Below are 24,428 nucleotides of genomic sequence, written 5' to 3' on the forward strand. Positions count from 1 at the left end.
CCAAACCAATTGAGAAAAATATCCAACCAATTCCACGCTCAATGCGATTATAAATCCCAGTCCAATAGTGCTTCCAAATTTCGTCGGGTGGATCGGCAAACCTCATTTTCATCGTAACTCCCTTAATCCTTTCGAGAGTGGTTATAAAAGAACGACATTCGGGGCATATTCTGAGATGATCTTCTACCTCATGCCTTTCGTCCTGTGACAATTCGCCATCGATATAAGCTGAGATTCTCTCGCCCCATATTTTTCCACATGGCTCCTTTGAACCGTTATTTTTAAAAGACCCTTTATTCATAATATTGACCTATTTGTTGCGCTAATTTCTTACGCGCATAATACAACCTACTCATGACTGTTCCTATTGCAACTCCGGTGAGTTCGGCAATTTTCTCGTAACTTAGGTTTTCGAAATGAGCGAGTATTATAACTTCCTTGTGTTCGGGTGAAAGGCATTCTATAGCCTTCCAGACAAGAGCTTTTGCCTCTCTTTCTTCGACTAGGCTTTCGGGTTTAAGAACATTGCCTTCAATCTCAGCAATCCATTCGTCGTTTATACTGCCAATGACGACCCTATCCACAACCTTTTTATGTCTTAAAAAATTCTTACAGAGATTCATAAGAATTCTATAAAACCATGGGTAGAACGGGTGGCCGTCGTGGAAAGACTCCATGCTTGAATAAACGATAACCCAAGCATCTTGAGTCAGATCAAGTGCGTTATCTCTATCGCTAACCATTCCGAGCGCGGCGTAAAAAGCGCGTCTTTTATGTCTGTCAACTAGCATTTGAAAGGCTACCTTATCCCCTTTTTTAATTTGGGGTATAAGGTCTGAATCGTTGGAGATTTCCTTCGGTTTCAGCCTAACCGAAATACTATTAACGCAGAAGGATAGAATATTCAAAAAAATATTAAGCATATGAAAAATAATTTATTTTATAAAATATAATTATTTTTCGCGTTTATAAAACAAAAACCAACGCTTGTTCTATTTGAAAAGAATAATTTATTAGATTTTTTTAGGATAGGAATTGTTTACTCAATGCGGGTAACATTAACAGCTTTATGCCCTCTATCGCTTTCAGTAATATCAAATTCGACTCTTTGCCCAGGGACAAGCATTTTGTAGCCTTCTCCAACTATATCAGAATAATGCACAAAAATATCTCCATCGAATCCTTCATCAGCGGAGATAAACCCGAAGCCTTTCTTTTTATCAAATCTTTTAACGGTTCCTAAAGGCATATTCCCTCCATTTTCCAAATTAAATAATATCTCTTTAAATAATACATCTCAAAGTATATTGGTGACACCAATATGTCAAGTGTATTTCAATAAAATACTAGATTATTCGCGTATTTCTTCGATTTGTATTATTACACGGCGATTCGAAGCGCGGCCTTCTGGAAAAACATTATTCCCTAAAAGAACTCTTTCAAAACGGCCGTCACGATAACGCTCGACCTCGTAGGGTTTTCCATCGGAAAAACCCTGGCGAACAAGAGTTATACGGTGGTCGGCAAGCCATTTTTCAAGCCCGCTATCGTTATCGATATCCAGCATATTTCTTAAATAGCGGCGTATAGCGGATTCTTCTTCTTCGGCGCGTTCCTGACTTAAAATCATGTTCCTTCGGTCTGAACCGATAGGGTCTGTATGGCCTATGATTTTTACATTAAAGTAAGAATTTTCCTTATTGCTTAAATCAATAATTTTACGAGCCATAGACTCGATACGCGATTCTAGGAACTTGCTGGTAGATGTAACCTCATCGAAAGCGAACTGCACAATAATTGTGCTTTCGCGCCTAATCTCCTTATCGCTTATTTCTATTGATATTTCACTGGAATAGTTATTCCAAATATTTTCTGCGGGATCTTGAAGGGATAACTCCACTCTATATATTTTACGTGGATCGACCAGATTGCCGTTTTTATCACGCCAATCCCATACAACAATCTTTGGGGGGCTATTCGACCCACTCGACAGAACTCTTATAGTATTCATCTGTTGATCTACAATACTTATTGTGAAGCTATCTACAATACCTTCGCCAATACTAATGGATATTCTGTTTTCTCTTTTATCTTTTGGTATCTCAAAATCCTTAGCGGCAAGAGCAGCCTCTTTGGGTCGATACAGCATGCCCTCCCCGCTGAGATATACTCGAACTACCGGCTTAAAATCTTCGGCGAGTTTAATGAATACAGGCACTATTTGAAAGTTAATATCTGCTTGAATCGAACCAATAACCGCTTCACGCAACTCTGAAAGGTTATCGTATGCCGACTGCCATTGAGCACCAGTTTGCACATCTGCCTCGAAGATTAAAGAGGCTCCTGGATTCTCATCCAAAACTCTTTTAATCAAAATAGAAATCGAAAGAAGCGAGTCTTTATATTGCGATAGAGAAACATCGAAGGTAGAAAGATCGGTATAAAGCAGGTCAGTCTCGAAACCATTAACTATAGTGGACATCTCTACACGACGATTTTCCTGTTGTGCCCAAACCTTGTCTTCTATTGATGTATTGGATGTTAGCGGTCTTATCCGGGGGGTTTCGGGATTGTAGTTATCCACGCTTTCAATCATAACTTCGACATCACTGCTAGTCTTTTTACCTATTTCGTTTTTAACAGCTTTAGCCCTTTGAAAATACAAACTACTGGTATCGCCAGTCTCGCTTTCGGAGTCTGTATATCCACGAAGAACAAGCTTAATATCCGGATTCTCGGCAATGCGCCTGGCTATTACCTCGAGAGTAGGCATAAAGCGATCTGCCAATTCCAAGCTGTTTTTTTCAAAAAAGACCACCGGAACGAGGGGTTCCTCGTCAGCGATATATGTAAGTTGCGGTATCGTTATAGCCTCATTCTCTACCTTTACCTCGGCAAATATGGGTCCGATCACATAAAATGGAATTTCTATCCTATTATTTGATACATCGACCTCCGATATTTTGCTGTTACGCAAAGGAAAACGTGAACCATCGTCATCGGCGGAAACGATGAATTTATATACACCTGCTGCTTTTGGCTCCCATGTCCAATCGATATCGTAGATCTCCGAAGGATCAAGAGGAGGAATCGCAAACGGGGACCCTACCATAGATGAATCCGTATTAATAATGAAAACTGAAGCGAAAGTGTTATCTGATGGCTTTCCTCCAACATTTCCGATTATTGCACTGAAGTGGCCTTTATTGCCTATCTCTAAAATCGGCATATCCTTACTATGAGGATCTTTCGCGGCAATAATATCGGGAAATTCAAACGAAGGTGGACCTGTTTCGTTAATCTTTTTATTCTTTTTGCTCTGGGGGATGTTAAAAGTCAATCCTACTGAGTGATTCGTTAGTCGAGCTTTCGATAAGGAGCCCGTTGGATAGAGCATGGCATAATCGAAATTCACCGGTAATTTAGATCTTCCTAAAAGACCGAACCCTAATGCAAAACCTTCAACGCTATATCCAGTTCTCAGTGCAACTAGACCATTGAATAATAAAATCTCTGTTCCTGCGGATAGTTCCAATTTCCCTTCTGAATTCTGGGAAAATTGTATCCTCGGGATTAGCCAATTCTTCACAGCATACGAGGCGGCAGTCGAATAAACCAGCGCCTCTCTGTACCCCTCCCCCATATCGTTTGAGATAGAAAGCGAGGGTTGAACAACATTTTTTGCACAAAAACCGAAGGCTATGCGGTTTTTTCTATATACCGCACCCAAATCCAGACCTAATCCGCTTGCTGAATAACCAAATTCATTAAAAAGGGGATCATCCTCGAAGCGATAGAAATCCGTAGGACTATATTGGTTCCTTATCCACCTCCCTGAAAGCCCAAAGGAAACCTCACCTCTATTCTTGAATTCGAAGGCGTAGGCATAGGAAATGGTAAGATCAAACCTATTCTGGACACTAGCGCTGAAGTATTTTAATTCGGCACCATAAGCACCCCATCTTGCAGAGGGTGAAGAGTAAGCTATTTTAGAGGTAAAGGGGCTTTCATCCTCGAGCCCAAGCCAATATCTAGTTGCATTTGCCGATATCTGATGATTCGAATTCCCGGTAATCGATGCTGGATTCGCACCCATACCCTCGACACCCTGGACACCTATAGCATATATTTCACCGAGGCTTTCCTGAATAGGCGTAAGAGCCATAGCAATTGTCGCAAAAAGGACGAATGCTAAAAATATTGGATCGCGAAATACCACAAATACTATTCCTGCTTTGACAGCGTGAGAACCTCGAGAACAACACGGCGATTAACGAGTCTTCCCTCGGGAACCTCGTTGTCGCCAATTTGCTCACTACGCCAATAACCCTGTTCCCAATAACGGATTGTCATTGGTTCTTCGAAGCTTCGGCCTTCGTATCCAAGCTCAACCCTATGGTCTTTAAGCCAGCCGTCAAGCTCGTCGATAGAATTCATACCGAGAATGTGCATCATTCCGTATTGAAGTCTAGTATATTCCTTCTTTGCCCTCTCCAGCGATAGTTCTTTGTTGGCCTTCGGAGAACCGACAATATCTGTATGGCCAATAACTGTCGCTTTAATACGGACATTGGAGCCAAGGAATTTTGCGCGTTCGATTAGCCTATCAGCCAGAGCCTCGACCCTCGCTTCAAGATATTGTGAGGTTGCTTCGGCTTTTCCAAAATTGAAGCTAATGATAAACATCTCGCGTCTTTCTTCCTGCTCCTTTACCTTTACTGAAATAGGTTTGGATTTGCCTGTTACCGATTGACCGTATATATCTTCGGCATAAATTTCAGCAAAATATGTCTTCTCGGGATCGGGAGGCTGGCCAAAGGAACCTAGCCAATTCCAACTGATTGTAGAAGGTGTTTCTCCTTTACCTGTCTTGAGAATAGCAAAGGGCTCTTCGGAATTATCTTCTGAAATAAATATGGCAAAGGAATCTATGCCTACTTCGGATTTAATTGGATCTATAGATATTTGCATTTCTTCAATATCTTCAAATTCCAGAGCCTCTCTTCCAGAAGCAGAACCACGGGGTCTGAATATTATAGCATCGCCATCGAGAAGAAGTTCGACCTTTGCGAATTCATCTTGGCTTACCCAATCGGAAGCTAGGACAAAAAGACGTGCCTCCAACCAATTTGGTAGAGCTTTTTGGGCGCGTTTACGAAATTCTATCGCCCTATCGTAGGCCTCTTTTATGCAGTCGCTTTCACTGCAACCCGCAACACCCATAAAAACCACATTAACATCGGGATTGGCCTCAAGGAAAGGCACCATTGTTTCCAAAGTGGAAACACACCCTTGATAATCGATTTCGCTGGGTTCGATTTGCTCTTCGCTGTAGTAATATTCGCAGACATACTCGCTCTCGTCAAGACGAACGGAAATATCTACATTACGATTTTCTTCGGAAATTTCGTCTCTAAATTCTGCGCTAGCGTTTTTTACAAGTTCCGCACCCATATCATAACCATCTTCGACAACAATAAGCTTATCCGCTGAAACACCGAGATCGGTGAAATACTTCTTCACGGCACGAGCACGGCTTAATGCAAGTTCTTTGCCCCCATCTATCTCTTTTTTCGCATCATAATGGCCTTTAAGCTCAATTGTTGCTCCTGGGTTTTTAAGTAATCTCTCGGCAATAGTCCTCAACATAGTATCGAATCTGCTTTGTTTGATGACTGTCGAAGTTTTTTCAAAAAATACTATCGGCACCATTGGAGCCTCTTCTTTAACCTTGGAAACGGTCGATAGTGACAGTTGGTCTTTACTTGTGCTAATATTGCCATCGAAGACAGGAGGTCCATAACATGCAAGCGAAGTTTGCCAGGTGTTGTTTTCAAGATCATATTCTAAGACTTTGTTGTGAACAGCCGGAGCCTTATCGCCTTGGTCATTAACGGATGCAAAAAGTTCGTATTGCCCTCCTTTGACCGGTGTGAAATCGAGTGTTACATCTTTTCTATCACCGGACACAAGCTCATCGATTGTTATCTTACAAGCGATATAAGGTTTTCCATCTACAAAGTAATACAGGCTCATAGGGAAATTCTGGGCGTCCATATCGCCGAGATTTTCAATCTTGGCATTTATTTGCACAGATTGACCGGGTATAACATGCTCCGGAACCGCATTGACCGAATTCGGCACAACAGCAAGGTCGGTAATGACCCTCTCAGGTCTTTTCATACCTATTCCAACTGAGACTTTATGAGTCTGGCCCATCTCGACCGGCGAATCGATTGGTATTTGTATCGCATAATCGAGGCCGGCATCCCAATCAGTTCTGGAACGGAATGACATACCTAAACTAATCGCACTGCTTTTGATTTCGTTGTCGGAAGATATCTGTGAGTTGAAACCGGCGCGTGCACCGAGCATTTTGTTTACAAACCACGATTCTGCACCAACAGCGAAACTCATTTCATCACTGATACTGGTTGTGCTCGAAACCGGAACTTCAACTTCGACAACAGGTGTTATTATCCCGAGGATATCATAGGCAAGGCCACCTCTAACCTTCCGTATAAGCTTACCACCCTCTGCGCCGGTGCGAAGAGAAATTTCTGGTTCATTTAAATTGTATCCTTTTGCACCAATGGACAATGGACCAATCTCAGCCAAAAGCGATATATCTGCACCATAGGTCATTTTATCGTAGCCACCGCTAAACACGGGATCATTGGGATCGAAATCGGGACTGAAATTCAGATTATTGTAGTCAATCCGATATAAGTTCGCGTTCACAGCTGTCGCGAGCCGGAACTTGCTTCCCTTCCTGAAAAGCTCGCGCCCAATAACTAACGAACCGATTTGCTGGTTGTATATATCGTGATTAAAATAGCTTGCACCGATAGCGAAGAACCACTTTGTCCACTCAAAAGGAGAGAAATATATAGAGCCTTCTTGCAAGGTCGGTATATTAGCACCGGAGAAGTATCTTGTATAACTTCCGGTGAGCTGTGTCCTGTTGAGACGCATCAAACCGGCAGAATTCGACGCAACCGAATTGACATCATCGCCGATAGCCAGATAAGCACCGCCGATACCCGCCGCTCTGGCGCTTTCGAGTGTGTTATCCATTTGAGCAAAGCTCGAGATTGTAATCGACAATAGCGCGATTACCGCAATGCAAGTCGTATGTTTAATCTTATTGTGGGTCATCGATGATCCTTTCAATAACCATATAATATTTATCCAGTTTTAATCAGTAATCTCATCCTAACGAGCTAGAACAACCGTTCCACCGCACTTAGTAGAACCATCGTCTGCGCTACTAACTGTGAACAGATACGTTCCAACTGACATAAGCATACCATTATTATCTTTTCCATCCCAATTCCATTTGCCATCGGCCTCGGTGGAACGCACTAATCTTCCATCAATGGTAAACACATTAATAATTGCTGTCTTTGATAATCCAGTGAATATAGTCACTTCATCATAGTAACCATCGGCATTCGGGGTGAACGGTCTCGGTAATGATAGGCATCCTTCATCGACAACAGTAAAGTTCAACGAGAAGGTCTCCATAACATTAGCGCTACCGTAATCACCTTCATAATCGCTAATATTGGAATATTTTAATGTCAATGAATCAGGCGAACCAATAATCATATCAGAATTACGCACATCAATAACTATCGACGATGAATCTATATATATACAGGGATCGGCGATGGTAAAACGATGCGGCCCCCACTCGACCTCAAAGGAATATTGATCGAAACCACTTATATTATCCATAATATTCAATGAAATATATTCCGGTGGTTCCTTGAGAACGGCGTTATTTTCAGGAGAAGTCGAAACAACAAACGGTGGTTCAAAATCGCAAATAAACGACCCAAGATATGAACTCGACGGATTCCCGAGGGCATCTTCGCAATAAATCGAAATATCTAGCGTGTCGCCATGCGACCAATTTGTTTGAGGTCGAAATTCAAGAATATCACCTGTTAAAGTCATACTATCAGCTAATGTAAATTGATTTCCATCGACATCGAGTAATATGGAAACCGTCGAAAGCCCTTCGGGATCTTCGATAGATACCTTTATAACCTGATCTTCGACATGTGTAATCGACCCGTCGATTGGCTCAATAAGAGAGAATTCTGGTCCGCTACTATTAACAGAAAAACACCATTCTTTATTAGAAGAATTTGGCCCGCAGTTCGTTGTTTTATCGAAAGCCTCTATTTCAGCGGCAATCGAACCTGAAAGGTCTAATGTTGTGGCATCCAACGCAAGCGAATCACCAAGAAGTTGCATAAGCGGGCTATCCAGATAATATATCACTCCGTTGAGGCTAAGAGCCAATAGATCGAGGTTTATCCCGGCAAAATCGTCTGAGATATGCGTTGTAATAATCAGATTCTCGCTCGAAACATTCTGCCCATTGTATGGAAATGGCTCCCCGATTCTAGGGGCTTCAAAATCAAGAATAATACCAAGGGTTTCGGCGGTAAAAACATTACCTAAAGTATCTATAAAACCATCAATAATGACTTGCCTATGGCCAGCAGTAAGAGTGCCTTCCGGAAACTCTATAGTTATATTGCCTGCCGTTATCTCAATATCTTCCTCTGAAAGGGAAATAGCACCGCAAGTAACAGTGACATCGGAAAGGTCAAGGCCATAATCGCTATCGACGAAAATCGAAAGTTGAAGAGGATCACACGCTATATAAGCATTCTGCGACGGTGAGTTTATCTCAAGGTCCGGTTCAGAAGGAATATACGGTAAGGTATCAATAAACACACCATTGTTTGGACAAGCGAAAGCATTATCGGAGAATCTAATATCTATCTCTATATCTTCTGTCCACTGCAGCGCATAATATGGATCGAAAACAAGACTCGAACCATCGAAGGAGAGGGCTGGAGAATCTATATTATGCTCTATATCATTTATAGTCATTATAATAGATTCTGTCGAGACACCGGATACTAAGTCAGAAAGCATCCATTTTAATCTCTGCAACGGACCCGCGACGAAAGGCTCCATTAATTCGCTTATGCAGATAGGAGGTGAGAAATCGAACAAGAAATTGTCCCCCACCGCTGATGAAAGAGCGTTCCCGGCGCTATCGTTCACTGATACAACAAATACCGAGCATACTTCGTTGTCGTGGAATAGGCTGGAATCTGGATAAAAATGCAGGATTTCACCATCGAAAACAAGCTCCATGCCATCAACATGGAAATCGATACCGCATGCTGTTAAAATAATTGTAGATGGATCTATTCCCTGGTCGTCTGTAATACGGAAACGGAAAGGTTGATTCGGGCAACCAAGAATAGCCCCGGCAGGAGGTGACATGAATTCTACCTCAGGCGGATTAAAATCAAAATAGTAGGTCCAACAATTGGAATTTGAGTTCGCACCGCAAACCTCGGAATTATCAAAGGCATAAACACATACCCTCAAGCTCTCACTATCGAAAGGCTCTAATATAGAGGTAGGAGCTGAAAGGAGCGCTCCGTCATAGCTCAAGCCGGATGTTCTATCGACCCGAATACCGCCGAAACTGACATAAGTTCTTGCCATATCTACACCGGATGAAGAGTCGGCGACCTCGAACGAGAATACCGATAGCAATTCGGTCATATAACTTGAAGGCTCGGGAACTGGCCCGGTGATAGTTGGAGGTTCGGTATCCTTGTAATAAAACAGTGTTAATCCATAACCGAGCGAATTGCCAAAAATATCTGCTATACCATCGATGATTATTAACATTGAATCGCCGGGGAAGTCATCCCATGGCAAGGATAGTTTCAAGGTGTCGCCCTCAAAAATCGCATGAGAGGAACCTAAATCGACGATTATACCGTTTATAAATATTGAGATAGCCGAATAATCAACACCTTCATCATCTGAAATAAGCATCGAGAGATTGAGTGTGTCACAAGAGACATATACGGACTCCGCTATCGAACATGGCCCACATATTGGAGGTGTGCAAGGCACCTCAATAGCAAATACACTACCACCGAGGCGATTCGGGAAACAATACATCGCACGGTCAGCAATTGCAACCTCTACTTCAATAGTATCACAACCACTAAGGGCAATGCCTAAGTCTGCTGGTGAGAAACTCGCAGAACTACCGAAAATAGTGAGTTCAGGCGAATCGACATGAAGAACCGCTTCTTCACCATCTCCGCGGATATCGATAACAATAGAAGAAAAATCCACGCCAGCACCATCGTCAGTGAAGGAAAGCTCAATAGTCTCATCAACTGTGGAAAATACTCCGGATATCGGTGTGATCAATGTAGCTTCAGGTGGAGTGAGATCGATACCAAATGACCAAGAAAGCGGTGTAATCGCAGTTCGAGAGCTTGTCTCAGCGGTGAGATAAACATCTACCATAGAGCCGTCTTCAAAGCTATCGTCCGGGACGAATATCAACAATGTATCATCATCGAGAGTAAGAGTTCCATCGCCGACGTGGTGAACTACACCATTCACTGTCATGGTTATAGAAGATATGTCGAAATCGCCGCTTGGATTAATCAGCGCCGAAACGATTCTCTGACTTTCGCAGGAAGAATAACTCCCCGGGTATGGTTCGATGATTTGGGCATAAGGGCGAACGATATTTGTCCAAAAATCTATGCAAATCGGTTCGGAATAATTGGGACCGCAATAGCCATACACCTTGTCGTGAATGCCATCGAGACAAACGATATGTTCGGATAAACCAAGCGGCAGAAGACCTGTCTCCATGGGCTGGAATGAAACCCTTCCAGCAATAATATTAATCGGTATATCCAACGTAACACCGTCGAGTGTCCAGAATAAAGAGGTATCCTCGATACCTGTTAGATCGTCTAGCGAAGCTAGAACTTCGAAATCATCACTCTCAACAGTATCATCTGGAGCTGGTTCTATAAAAGCAGCTATTGGAGGATGCCAATCTAGATAAATATTCCACGAATAATCGTCAACAAGTGGACAACCATGTAAATCTCGTATATCTCCGAGACTAATTTCAACATTACCCTCCACAAGATCAGTAACAGGAATAAAACAACGCAGAAAAGAGCTGGAATATGAAAACCTTGGGTCCGGGTAACTAAGGCTAATACCATCAATATCGAGTTCGATTGTGGAAACATCGACTTCGGATGGATCTGATAAGCGCACTAACAAAGCAAGTGTATCGCAAGCGATGAGGGAACCATCCGAAGGCGCAACCAATTCAGCAGAAGGTCCTCTGCCGTCGATACCGGGGATATCTATACACCAATCGACTGAGAAGGTGTCTGTTATCGGAGACCAAACATTTACTTCAAGGCAAATTGTCGTGTCATTCGAGAAATAACCATCGTCCAAAACAATACTCCACGAAACCGAACCTGTCGCACCAGGACCAAGTATATCGGGCATAACAGGGGTAACAGCCGAGTCGAGAGCATGGAAACCATCGGGAAGCTCGATTTCCGCCAGGATATCGCTCATACCGATACCTGTAGCATTAGACACAAGCAAGTTAACAGGAAAAGGATTGGGAGTTCTGAAAGAACATGATTCAATTTCTAGCTCATCGGGGCCAGATAGAGATAGATTAAGATCTCCAATTGATATTTCAACTTTGCCCAGGCCATAATAAGTTGCCATTCTTCGGGTAGCACCCGGGGCTAACGCACTAACATCCCAACGCATCAGAACTGCCGAATCTGAATATGGATCCGGGGTTACAATATAATCCCAAATGGTATTTCGATAATGCCAAAAGTCTCCGAACACAATGCGATCCGGTGGCTCTGCACTTCCTCCTACAAGAACACCCGAACCAATAAGGCTATCCTCTGGTTGCCAAGGTGAAGACTCAAAAGCCTGCCAATACGTCGGTATATTTGGAGTTATAAACTCGCGTTCTACTGCAAAATATCCATACTCTGTCGCAATAGGTGCATAATCGTTGTCGCCTATCATTGTATCAAAGAAGATGAGAAGGCCGACATCGGCTGGCAAAGTCGTTGTGTTTGTAGCAATATATTCGATAAGAGCTGTGGATCGTTCGCCGATAACAGTAATTGTAAGCCTTTGCTCGAACTGAATGCCATCGATTTCATACCTCGATACTACGGCATCGGCATCGATAATGGGATGTAAAAGCACCCGAGCTGGATCAGGATGAGTCCCACCATCAACAGAATAAGTCCCCGCAACGGAATCATTCACAAAGAAATGAGTGTGCGAAGTCGCACCTTCGTGAGGGAATCCAAATAGAAGGGATTTTCCATCGATAGTTCCTATAGTGAACCTGCCATCGACATCATTAACAGCTAACCTCATTTCGCCGGAACTGATAATCCTTCGACTATCGCTCATGCCCGGCGGATATAGTTCTAACTTCAATTCGGTTGAATCCACTTGCGCAAAAACTACCGAAAAACAAGCAAGAAAAAACGAGGTCGCCAATAAAATTCTGGCGTTTCTCATAATAACCTCCCAAGACCGACAATGCCGTCAGCGATACCCCATTATCTCGCTAGAACGACTGTGCCGGAACAAATAACCTCGCCTCCTTGCTCTATCACATAAACATAGACCCCGGGACGAACAGGAACTCCGTTAAAGTCGTAGCCGTCCCATGCAAACCTGTGCGAACCGCTAGCAGTAATCTCAGCTACCTGGCGGCCACGCATATCATATACTTTAACAATACCATCGATATCAATGCGACCCGGATAATCAAAGACCACTTCATCGTTATAACCATCCGCCGGCGGCGGAGGAGTAAATGGCTGCGGGCTTGCATGACATCTTGTGATGGGTTTTATATATTTCACACACATATAGTAATCATCGAGCACATTCGGATCACAGATTGTGGTAAGATCCTCTGTGTGCGCTAAAGTAAAGAACAATGTATCGTCGCGGGAAAGATCGAGACCAGTCGCGTGCTCAAGATCAAGAACAAGATTGCCCGCTGTTCCATCGTAACTGAGTGCACCCTCAGTCTCTATATCATAAAGAATAACATGTGTCTCGGCCCCAACGACTTGAGTGACCTGAAGGACGATCTCATAAGGATTAACACCGGCATTCTCATCATCTAGATGGAAAACAATCGAGTCCAAATCGGTGATATCCACATTGGTGTCATTTTCTGCGAAACACCACGCCACCGGCGGGAAGAAATCCATATAGAATTCCCAGAAATAGTTTTCAGCTTCGTTACCCCACTGGTCAACTATGTTGCGAATCGAGGTTTGAACAGTGTCACCGTGTTCCCAACAATCCGCCGAATCTGGCATATATGTAAGATAATGAACGCCAAAGTGATGCCCTGAATAACCGGGATCCCATGTAATTTGCGGGCTGGTGATCGAATACTCCACTCCATTAACCTCGAGGATTATGAGACTCGATTTGAGCGAATCTATGTCAGCAAACTCCAACTCTATGGATTGGTTCGGACAAAGACAGCTAACCCAACTCTGATCGGGGGCAATATTGACAGTGATCTCAGGTGGAATATCGTTATAAATAACACACCAATGCGTATCCGAGACAGCTAGTTGACGATCTATCAGATTATCGAAATCGAAGTCATTGTCGTGAGACCATATAATATAACCAAAGAACATCCCGGAAATAATATCGCTATCAGGAATGGCTCCCGGAGTAGTCGATATCCAATAGATGCTATCACCCTCGGGGCCGGCGTATTCGATAACCGAGTCGATCTCCATCGGCAACCAATAAGTCGTAGTAGAGGTAAAGAACTCGGCCAACAAACCCTGACCCAAGGTATCGATAGAAGCATCATCAAAAATACCGTCCGGATCTGTCACTCCAATCACAATCTGGAACTGGTCGTAATTTGCGCGAACATAGCATGAATCCGGTATCACTACCACAGGTCCAACCGTATCATCATCGCCTATGTTAAAGCACCATTCGATACTTGTTCCATTAGGTGCACAATTGTAAGGCGTTTCTATGGTGGAGGAGTCTGAGATAGACACATAAACGCATATCTCGGCGAATTCCGTGAAATCGGAATCGGTCGAGAATACAATAGTATCCCCCGCCCACGCAAGTTCGGTGGAAGGCCACGGGAAGCTTCCCCAGGGGTTGCCGTTCTCATTAATACGAATTCCTACTATATCATGATCTATCCAGGAATATTGATCTATCAAGCTTGCGAATATATCGGGCGACCATGTATTCGTCACCTCGCCAATGTTGGGCAAAACCCAATCGGTATCGGGAGGGGATTGGTCGCTAATCGCACAAAGCGTTAAATCTCCAAAGAAATTGTTTCCGATGGAATCAGTCCATTGAACAAGTTCGAGGCACATTGTATCTCCATCGGATACGGAGAACGGTGGCCACAAAGCAACTGTATCGACACTAGATGTGCCTTCATATAAATCGAATAGCCCCGGCATATCAACCCATCGGGTAGTATCGCCGTTCCAGATAACAACAACGGAAAGCGTATCTAGCCCCTCGGGATCGACCGTGCGTAACCAGAAAGCACCAGAGTCACAGAAAGTGATCATAGGATCGAGAGTTGTGTCAGGGAAGATAACGGACACATTAGGACCTTCGGAATTTATAAAGAAGGTGTAACATTCCGTCGCTATCACATTAGGTTCGCAGATTATTGTCGAGTCTGCCAGGCTTTCCAAGCAAAATACGATAGAATCCCCACCACCGAATGGCATAGGTGGATCAATCCGTGGATCGAAGAAAATTGTATCTCCGTTCCAATAGACATGTGGATCACTGAGATCATATGCGGTGCCAGCGATGCGTATAACACCGGTTGAATAATCGATTATATAGGAGGAGTCGGTAACATAGAACCATATAAGTGGATACGGCGTAGCCAACTCGGACATATCATCCGGGCTATAATCGATAACATACGGTGCGTCCCAATCGATAACAAACCAGCACGTATCGTCAAAGCCCCATGATGGATTGCCCAGAACATCGGTCATATCTTCGACCCTAACCCAAACGCTTCCAGCGGCTTCAGGCGCGAGGGGCTCGAATAGAAGAGTGCTATCGCCATCGATTAAAGTTACCTGTGAAGAATCGATATTAAAAGTATGCAAGATACCGCGCTCCATATATTTAACAACGAAGCTGTGAGAAGCAACGCCCTCAACATCGACAATGGACCAGCGGAATTGGAAAGTGGTTGTGCAGGAGATTCCAAGACCACAATCGCTTGGCTGTTCGAGCGTAACAACAGGACCATCACCAACTGCAACTTCGAAATCCCAACAGAATGTGGTTCCCAGACTGGACAGCATATTATTGGCAAAACAACCCGTGCTGTCGCAAGCCTCAACTAAACAAACATCGACAGGCCCGGGATCGAGCGTGTCGCCAGCGAGAACCGCACTCCAAACGAGTGTTCCCGGGGTGGCTATAGTTGTTTCGGGTATCCATGAAAGAATTGTGCCGTCAAAGTTAAAAGTTTCACCATTGACGGTAAGAACAAAGCAATCTGGATTAACGAAATTCAGGCTGTCCAGCATTGTAAGTATAATATCCGGTTGATGATCACCGATAATGCCCACAGGTGATATATATTCAGGTATCGGCGGATCGAGATCGACTCTAATATCCCAACAAGTCAGTGGCATACCATAACCTAAACCATCTACAATGCTATCGATACATACTTCGATATAACTAGTATCGAATGATGCCGAGGGATTATATGTGAGAACAAAAAGTGCCGGATCCCAAACAAAAGCGGTTCCAGGGTATGGCACCTCAGTGCCATTTACTGCAAATTTCATCCCATCGACCAAAACGCTGTCAATATCGGTAAACTGGAAGACAATTGAATCTTCAGGACATAGTAAATCCATAGGATAAACAAGCTCCGGTGTCGGGCCTCCCTGCACAACCTCGAAACACCATGTAGTGTCGTAGGTTGTGCAAGCCGGACAAGCTGCCGAATTATCGCAAGACATATCGACATGGATACAAGCCGAATCTCCGGTATAAAGAATGCACCCCAAAGCGTCGAAACTAAGAATAAGTGTTTCCGGTACGCCCGATGAGAATCTCCATTCTAAGGTATCTGGTGCAGGCGAAACAGCGGAAACAGGCGCACACGGCCCGCTCGTAATCGAAACTGTTACTGTATTTGTGTCGATTCCCGCAATATTATCTGGGAAAACCATATAGACATCTGGAGTGAAGCTATATGCTAAATCATAAGGATGATCGATAACAAATGAAGGTGGAGTATAATCATAGACGAAATCAAAGGAATTTGGCTCTTGGGTGTTACCGATCATATCGAGAACTTCGATTCCAATATTGAAGTAACATCCTTCAGCTAAAACCTCGGGTGGTACGAAATACAATGTATCGGCCTCGGGACCATCGATATAATCCACAATCTGCGCAACATCACCAATACCGAAGGCCACGCTATCTGTCGAACAAGAGCTATACCATAAAGAAAGGCTCGAAGTGTTTATCTCGTCTATATCGAAAATCTCGAAAACAAAGGTATCTGGTTGCTCACAACCGAGTATGCCATTTCCATCCGGCCAGAGGTTTTTTATTTCCGGGCCACGCGAAGCAATTCGAAGGTGGCAGGTATCCGTTGACGATGTGCAGTTAGGTCCACAAGTATCAGTTTCGTCGCAGACATTAATAACGCTGTAAACTATAGTGTCACCACCCAGCCACCAAGGCGAGAGAATAGTCACAAGGCCGGTATTAAGACCGACCGAGTCTGTAGAACCAGTAAATAACCAAGCTCCCGGTTCATCTTCATAACACACTGTATCCCAATCTGTAGTGGAACCGGGATGAAGGAAACCGATACACCACGAAAGAGTATCTACCCTCCCCCATCTGTCATTGGCGTTGAACCATATTATCGGAGTATTATCACTAACTGAATCACCTTCACAGGAAGGAGTGGTCCATATCAAATCGGGTGGCGTCTGGTCAATAATGAATTGATATTCATAGGGGCCACTGCTAACGAAATTCATAAGGTTATCATATGCCCAAACAGTAACACCTATTGTATCCTCTGTCGAATATGGCGTGTCGGGAATTACAACAAGGGTTTCGGGGTGACTTCTAAGATTACCCGATGGCCAGATATAATGGTTTGAAGTCCCGGTAACATAGCTACTGCAGGTAACTTCGATGGTTGACCAGTCAATACCATCGGAATCGACAAGAGCAATAACCATCGAATCGACTTGCGGGCAGGCCCAAATCCAATCCTCACCAGGAACAATTGCAGAAGGTATCGGCCCATTAGCAGCAAGCCAGAATGACCAACAAGTTTCGCAGTGGTTGATGGGACAACCGACCAAGGTGTCTGTTTGGTCTGTATTGCGAACGCAAATTTCGACCGTATCACCACCGCTTATCCATAAAGAAGTATCTAGCATAGAAACATCGAGGAAAGCAGTATCGCCAATCCCCCAATAAACTGCACCAGATGAATCTGTTGACCATATCCAATCGGTTCCACCGTTCATAGAGAAGGCAAGACTATCTGTGTTAATAGGCGCGAAATCGTGCGGAACATATGCCCAAATAAGAGGTGTTCTCGTGTCTATCTCCATCTCATTAGGATAATAGTCTTCAGGACAGGGATCGGTTGTGTCAACGACAATACAGAATTTACTCACACCTTCATTATAAACATCGAACATATCTTGAATGCGGTTAAATTCGACGCAAAGTGATTCGCCAACCGCCGCATAATCCTCGACATCGAGGTAGAAATTAAGAAGCATTTCATCGGGATATAAAAGCCAAGTGGTATCGTATGGCAAATCCGCCCATGTAAATTCCGTTGTATCTCCATCGGGAGTATAAACATAAAACCGGATAGTCGATACATTTAAACCGTCGTCATCGAAGATACGATATTGGAAACCATTCGGAGGCTCTAAACAACTGATATACGACCTCTGAGGATAGCGAAGATTGATCATTGGACCACCAGCGCTAATGCGTATGCACCAATCATCATAATCTGTCATATCATCGTCGAATGCAGGCTCGCAACCTTCAATAGACATATATTCAAGCGAATCTTCGAAATGCGCCAGCTTAATGCATATAGTATCACTATCGGAGATGTAATCGAGATGCTGTATTGGCAAATTCCATGTATCGCCTTCCCAAATCACACGGGTATCATCGCCCCAAATAGAATCGACAATTCCGGCGGGTCTAACAAATAAATTTACGAGAGTATTGCTACGGCTAAACCAACCCTCACAACCTGGAGATTCAACAAATTCTATCGTATCAAAAGGTGAAACGGAAGGGATAGGCGTAGCAGGGGCTGGTTCCCATGTCAATGGTTCGCTGAATGGTGGAATGGTATCGAGTATAAACCACCAAAGACTATCAACTGTCATATTGCCAAGAAAATCCGAGGCTTGAAGAAGCTCGACCATAACACTTTCGGGACAAACAGGTATATCATCCATGGGGCCTATAAAACATCGGAATGTATCTCCAAAATCAAATATTGGGAATGGAACACCCTCAAGAGAAACAACAACAGATGTTGGATCGACACCCGAGGCATCGTCGAGAAGTATATCTAAATTCCACAATGGATAACAAGCCGAAATACTATGATTAGCAGGCCAAAGTAGTGTTGCAGATGGTCCTTGAGCATCCACATAATAGTCCCAACAAACTGAATCACCCACAAGTGTATTCTGACCACATAACTCAGCTATGTCGTTGCAATTAGTCAAACAACAATGAATAGTATCACCATGCGATACTGTGAACCCGCCAAGAGCATTGGAATAAAGCAACCAATTATTCACTCCCAGAGAGTGAATATCCGTATTGATATCCATGATAGTGTAGGTATGCGTCGCCCCACCAACATTAAATTTCCAATGGATACTCGTATCCGCTAACGGCGAATCATCGGTAACAAGCAAACTACACGCGAAAATCGGTGAAACAAAGCTCCCTGGAGGTGGAGAGATAGATAATGTATCTGGCAAGGGACCGAGTGTATCAACAGAAAAATTGTATGTAACCGGGATCATTTCATTACCCACACCATCTCGGATGCCACTCACTTCAACACGGATTCCCCCTTCGGGGAAAGTAATTCCGTTTATCACAAAACTATCACAATACCAATCGATCGGATAGCCGGGCGCGCTAAAATCTATTGTCGGACCAGGAATAAAATTTATAATTCCAACTGTAGAATCCACGCAAGTGCTGTCATTAACCCGAAAAGCAACATTTACAGGGGTGCTACACGAAATAATCGACAGGTTCGTTGGTCTAATTAATTCGACCGTAGGAGGATTACAGTCCACAAAGAAATTCCAACAGGTGTCATATAACCAATTCGGACCGCATGTTGCATCGGTTAAATCAGCCACGGAATCGACGCAAACCTCTATCCAATTCTCACAGGGAAAAGGTGAAGTGACAGAGTGCATTACAAGGTCAGTCGTCGGATTAAAGTAGGATCCCGGGAAACCGCTAACCGAATAATGCGTTCCAGCAACCGAATAGAAAATATTCATCGAATCAACACCCGAAACCGAGTCAACAAGACCAATTTCTATCATCGGTGTAGAAGAAGCAATTTCTGAATCCGGCGGTGGAAATTGGAACCAGAGAATCGGTGGCGATTGATCCACTACTAAAGTGTCACAAATATAGGGGCCTTTACAACCATAATTATCAACGACATTGAGAACACATATAATTATTTCGTCTCCAGTGCCGTAAATCAACATCGGGAGAGAATCCAGAGGTATCTTAAGTGTGTCAGTGAGGTCGCCGGGCAACAAATCCCAAATGAAAGCTTCCTCCATTTCGAAATTAATAATAACAGAATCATCCCCTGCGTCTATTCTCACGATAGTCTTGGTATAATCTATCTCGATACCTGTCGGATCGTAACTTTTATCGAACTCAATCATCACTTCAAGGCCGCTACCTGTGGTGCAAGCTGTGAATGAATAGGCTGGTTGGATAAAGTCAATTTCCGGCCCAAGACCGCTAATACATGGAACAGTTGAAATCGTCGTATCGAAAACGGCGTCTATACCTGGTGTCGAGGTGCTACAAGTCCAATATACCTCGAACGTTCCACATGTATCCTCATAGGCTTCAAATAACCACGTTTTTGTGTAGGATTCACTTATAACAACATCATAATATTCATAGCACAAAGAATCTGCATATATATCGCTGCCATCTATAACTAGTGAAGCCATACTGGAATCGAAATTAATGCAAAGCCATAGGGTATCGAAGGTTGTTAAATCTGTAGATTGGTTTCTGACAATAGCGGTGAACTCTTTTGGGTTACCTGCCAACCTACACGAATCTGCGCTCCAGTTTGTAGTTGTGGTGGCCAAACGAATCTCGCCTCGATTAGCCTTAATATTTCCAAGACCATAATATGTGATAATATCGAAGGAATTCCCCCCTACAACCGTTCTATCATCCCACCGAAGAAGGACCCCGCTGTATGAATAGAGACCTCCAGCAAAGGCTGGAGTTACCGTGAATCTCGAGGGTATAAGTTCAGACTCACTGCCATATGCCAAAAAATTGGGAGGCGTGCAATCATCAATGCCAATAATACCCATAGCGATAAGCTGATCCAAATCAGGATCGAGTAAATCGAACTCGGCGGCTGTAAAAGAACCCGGGACAGTTGGTGTATAAACAGTATTGATACTATCGTAAGTTCCGGGGATAGAAACCGGAGCATCGTCTCTCAAATTAATTTTAACATCCCATTTATGCTCGATTCCCACGGAGTGGGGTAAGGTTCCATTGTTCAAAACCCTATATGATACTTTAGCCAATCCAAGAGTATCAATTATAGTATCTCCGTCTTCTGGGATAGTAACAATGTGATTTGCAGGTGCAAAATATTGATCGATTTGGATGACCTCTCCCCCCGGAAGCGGGAATAACCATCTGTTTTGAATAATATTAGAAGAAATAAGATGCCTTGGATATGTGGGAGCATTATAGTCATAAAGATCATGATCTGGCGATAAGACCACTCCAAGCCACCCATAGGTTTCACCATCTATGCGAAAAACCATATTGGATGAAGGATTTAGTGTCAAGATTGAAGGATTATCGAATTCGTAGGTTAGATTATGGCCGGTTGAAAGTTGTCCTACACCAAAATGGCCATTAACGGTATCTACTCTAGCTTCACAGTCCCACCCTGAAACCGAATAATAAGCCTGACCAAAGGCTACGCCAGCTATAACCATAAGCATAACAACAAGATACGAAATCTTCTCGAAACAGACCACAATGGCCTCCAAACTAAAATTATAGTATTCCTAGTTCATTGTTTTTCCGTTACTTAAAGCCTCTACTTTAAGTAACGTGTCACAACACCTCAAACCCACACAAATCTATTAAGCTAACTATAAGAACGCCTAAATTAATGTCAAGATAATAAGCATATTAAATATTATTAAGGATTCATTTAAATTCCTCAATTTCTATTGTTTGAACTGCTTCTATTGGTCGTTCGAGGAATCGTTCACCGACTCCCCTAAAACGCTCTTCCGCATCACTTACAATAAAACGGTGGGAGGGTCTATTGCCTGTTGCCCTGAGACCTCCATTTGCATCGAGAAGACGCTTGACCTCCTTCACCGTGGCTTCGGCGGAATCCACAAGCTGCACAGCCGAGCCGAGGGTATCTTCTATGACTGTGCGAAGCAGCGGATAATGTGTGCAACCAAGGATTAAAGTATCTATGCTGCTTAATCTCAGGTCGGCTAGATAGGTCTCGGCAACCATCCGCGCAATCGGCCCTATAGTCCATCCCTCTTCGGCGAGGGCTACAAATAATGGACACGCTCTGGAGATAATCTCTATCTGTGAATTTAAAGACTTCAGTTCTTTGGAATAACTTTTCGAATCGATTGTAGCATTGGTTCCAATAATACCGATCTTGCCATTCCGAGTTGTTCTTGCAGCGGCATAAGCTCCGGGTTTTACAACTCCGATAACCGGAACCGGGATGTTGTCTATAAGATAATCCAAAGCTACACTCGAAGCTGTATTACAAGCCACTATTACGAGCTTAACATCGAAATCAAGGAGTATTCTTGAATTTTCCAACGCGAGATTTCTAACCCTTTCAGGGCTTCGGGTGCCATAAGGATAGCGAGCAGTATCTCCAAAATAAACAATCTTTTCATTCGGAAGCTGTCTAAACACCTCTTTTACAACAGTCAATCCACCGACACCGCTATCGAAAATACCGATTGCGTTTTCAGGGTCGCGAAAGTTACAGTCGGGCATAATTCTCCAGTTTATTTTTAAATTGTAATATTTCTTTCTCGGTCATATAGCACCATTCGCCTTTTTTCAAACCCCTAGTATTTATACCCGCAAAGGACAAACGCTCGAGTGACTTTATCTTGTGTCCCAAAGCTGCGAAAAAACGACGAACCTCATGGTATCTTCCCTCTGCGAATTCCACCAACCAGATTTCTGATGACGAACCTGTTTTCATTCTCTCGATTCTGCGAGGAACCGCGCGCCTCCCATCGAGGATCACACCTTTATTCGCAAGCTCGATTTCAATAAACGAAAGCCTGCCCTCTATTTCTACGCGATATTCTCTGGGAACACAATATTTAGGGTGAAGTATTCGCTGTGCAGTTTTGCCGTCATTAGTGAAAAATAGGATTCCGGTCGTAAATGAATCGAGCCTGCCAACAGGAAAAAGGTGTGCTAGGCTTTTAGGTAACAAATCCATGACAATTGGCCTACCCGGCGGATCGTTTCGAGAAGTTATATATCCTGCGGGTTTGTTCATTATTACCCAGATATTTTTTTCGGGAAGTTGAATTTCTTGAGCTTGGTATTTAACAACGGGATTATTCACGACTTTCGTTCCCGGGTTGAGAATTACTTCCCCATCGATGGAGACTTCGCCGTTTTTGATAGCTTCATCTGCTTTTCGGCGAGAGATACCGGTGGCCTTTGCAATAAAGGAATTCAATCTATATTCATTTGATTTATTCAGGGTCATTGATGGTGTCTTCTTCCTCGATTTTAATTTGTTTTTCGGATTCGTCGTATTCAGAGTCGAATTCTTTATCGGAAAAAAGATTAGCCAGTTCGGTTTCGCTGGGCAGATCCTCTATTCTTTCAAGCCCAAAAAAGCGCAGAAATTCCCTCGTAGTTCCATAAAAAAATGGTCGTCCAGGGCCTTTTTCACGCCCGCGCACAGTTATAAGGCCGCTTTCGAGAAGTCTGTGCAAAGGACCTCCACTATCCGCGCTGCGTATTTTATCGATAACAGGTTTAGTAACCGGTTGCCTCAGGGCAATGATTCCGAGAATATCGAGCATTGGGCGAGAAAGGCGTGGAGTGTTCTTGATTGAGAAAACCTCACGGAGATAAGGTGCCATAGCCTTTATTGTGTAAAATTGATAGCCTCCCGCAATAGGATTGATTCTGAAGGATCTTCCAAGTTTTGAGTATTCTTCGTTCAAGGAATCGACTATCCGAATAAGCTCGTTCTTGGAATCTAGGTTAGCTATTGAGACAAGCTTTGATTGCGGAATTGGGCTTGGTGCCGCAAATATCAACGCCTCCACGATACTTTTTTTACTTACCTCACTCAAGTTTTCCCTCCTCTTTATGGAAAAGCCAGATATCGCTGAAAGAATCTCGTTGGTGAATTTTAACAACCTTCTCTCGAACAAGCTCGAGAAGAGCTATAAATGTGGCCACGAAGATCATAATCGTAATCGGACCGTCAAAGAGATCTAAAAAACGAGCTTTTTTGCGTTTAGTCAACATACTGCGTATTTCGTTCATTCGCTCCTCGACATCAAGCTCACCGCTTTCGTAGCCGGGAAGAATAAGATTTTCTCTTTTGAGCATCTCCCATGCGGAACGAAAAAGGCTATAAAGATCAACCGACGCAAGTTCTTCGACAGTGTAATTCGAGGGGTCTTTAGAATCGGGGTAGCTTCCTTTTGGAAAGAGATTCTCCTGTTCCTCACGAAATTTAAATAGCTTATCACTGACTTTTTTGTAAAGCTTGTATTCGACCAGCATCTCTACAAGTTCGGTTCGGGGATCATCAATCTCCTCGACATCAAGCTCAGGATTTGGTATAAGCATACGAGCTTTAATATTCATTAGAAGCGCTGCCATCAGGAGATATTCGCCGGCGAGGGAGAGGTCCAAAGCCTCCATTTTATCGAGGTAAGTTGTGTATTCCTTAACAACATATGTTATCGGAATATCGTATATATCTATCTCATCTCGTCTTATGAGATATAATAAAAGGTCGAGTGGCCCCTCGAACATCTCGAGATGCACTCGACAACGATCATCGATATATTTTTTTGTTTCGTTTTCCATAAACCGCTTAAACATAACAAAAACAATGGAATAATCAA

Annotated in this window: 11 protein-coding genes; all 11 read right to left on the minus strand. The window is 43.4% G+C overall.

All coding sequences use genetic code 11. The annotated features are described in order from the left end of the window. Positions 1–301 (minus strand): zf-HC2 domain-containing protein (locus KAH81_00935; GenBank protein MCK5832213.1); only part of this gene is annotated, 301 nt, incomplete at its 3' end. Then, a complete protein-coding gene (locus KAH81_00940; protein MCK5832214.1) occupies positions 294–908 on the minus strand; it encodes a sigma-70 family RNA polymerase sigma factor in 615 nt (204 codons plus the stop codon). The genes KAH81_00935 and KAH81_00940, both read right to left, overlap by 8 nt. A gap of 131 nt (positions 909–1,039) precedes the next feature. Beyond that, positions 1,040–1,249, minus strand: a complete 210-nt coding sequence (locus tag KAH81_00945) for a cold-shock protein (GenBank protein ID MCK5832215.1) — start codon at positions 1,247–1,249, stop codon at positions 1,040–1,042. Between the two features lie 102 nt (positions 1,250–1,351). After that, positions 1,352–4,219, minus strand: a complete 2,868-nt coding sequence (locus KAH81_00950; protein ID MCK5832216.1) for a type IX secretion system membrane protein PorP/SprF — start codon at positions 4,217–4,219, stop codon at positions 1,352–1,354. Between the two features lie 5 nt (positions 4,220–4,224). Continuing rightward, complete coding sequence (locus tag KAH81_00955; protein ID MCK5832217.1) at positions 4,225–7,158, minus strand: OmpA family protein; 2,934 nt, start codon at positions 7,156–7,158, stop codon at positions 4,225–4,227. A 57-nt stretch (positions 7,159–7,215) separates the two neighbouring features. Then, a complete protein-coding gene (locus tag KAH81_00960; GenBank protein MCK5832218.1) occupies positions 7,216–12,447 on the minus strand; it encodes a hypothetical protein in 5,232 nt (1,743 codons plus the stop codon). A gap of 41 nt (positions 12,448–12,488) precedes the next feature. Beyond that, complete coding sequence (locus tag KAH81_00965; protein MCK5832219.1) at positions 12,489–21,302, minus strand: hypothetical protein; 8,814 nt, start codon at positions 21,300–21,302, stop codon at positions 12,489–12,491. 175 nt (positions 21,303–21,477) lie between these two features. After that, a complete protein-coding gene (locus KAH81_00970; GenBank protein ID MCK5832220.1) occupies positions 21,478–22,308 on the minus strand; it encodes a glutamate racemase in 831 nt (276 codons plus the stop codon). Beyond that, on the minus strand, positions 22,295–23,044 hold the full coding sequence (locus KAH81_00975; protein MCK5832221.1) for an rRNA pseudouridine synthase: 750 nt from the start codon (positions 23,042–23,044) through the stop codon (positions 22,295–22,297). Before KAH81_00975 ends, KAH81_00970 begins: the two co-directional genes overlap by 14 nt. Next, positions 23,031–23,642: an SMC-Scp complex subunit ScpB gene (scpB, locus tag KAH81_00980; protein ID MCK5832222.1), complete on the minus strand. Its 612-nt coding sequence runs from the start codon at positions 23,640–23,642 to the stop codon at positions 23,031–23,033. The genes KAH81_00975 and scpB overlap by 14 nt, the downstream gene beginning before the upstream one ends. Then, positions 23,635–24,390, minus strand: a complete 756-nt coding sequence (locus KAH81_00985) for a segregation/condensation protein A (GenBank protein ID MCK5832223.1) — start codon at positions 24,388–24,390, stop codon at positions 23,635–23,637. The genes scpB and KAH81_00985 overlap by 8 nt, the downstream gene beginning before the upstream one ends. Positions 24,391–24,428 lie beyond the last annotated feature (38 nt).

The organism is bacterium, from assembly GCA_023145965.1.
In the GTDB taxonomy this organism is placed as follows: domain Bacteria; phylum UBP14; class UBA6098; order UBA6098; family UBA6098; genus UBA6098.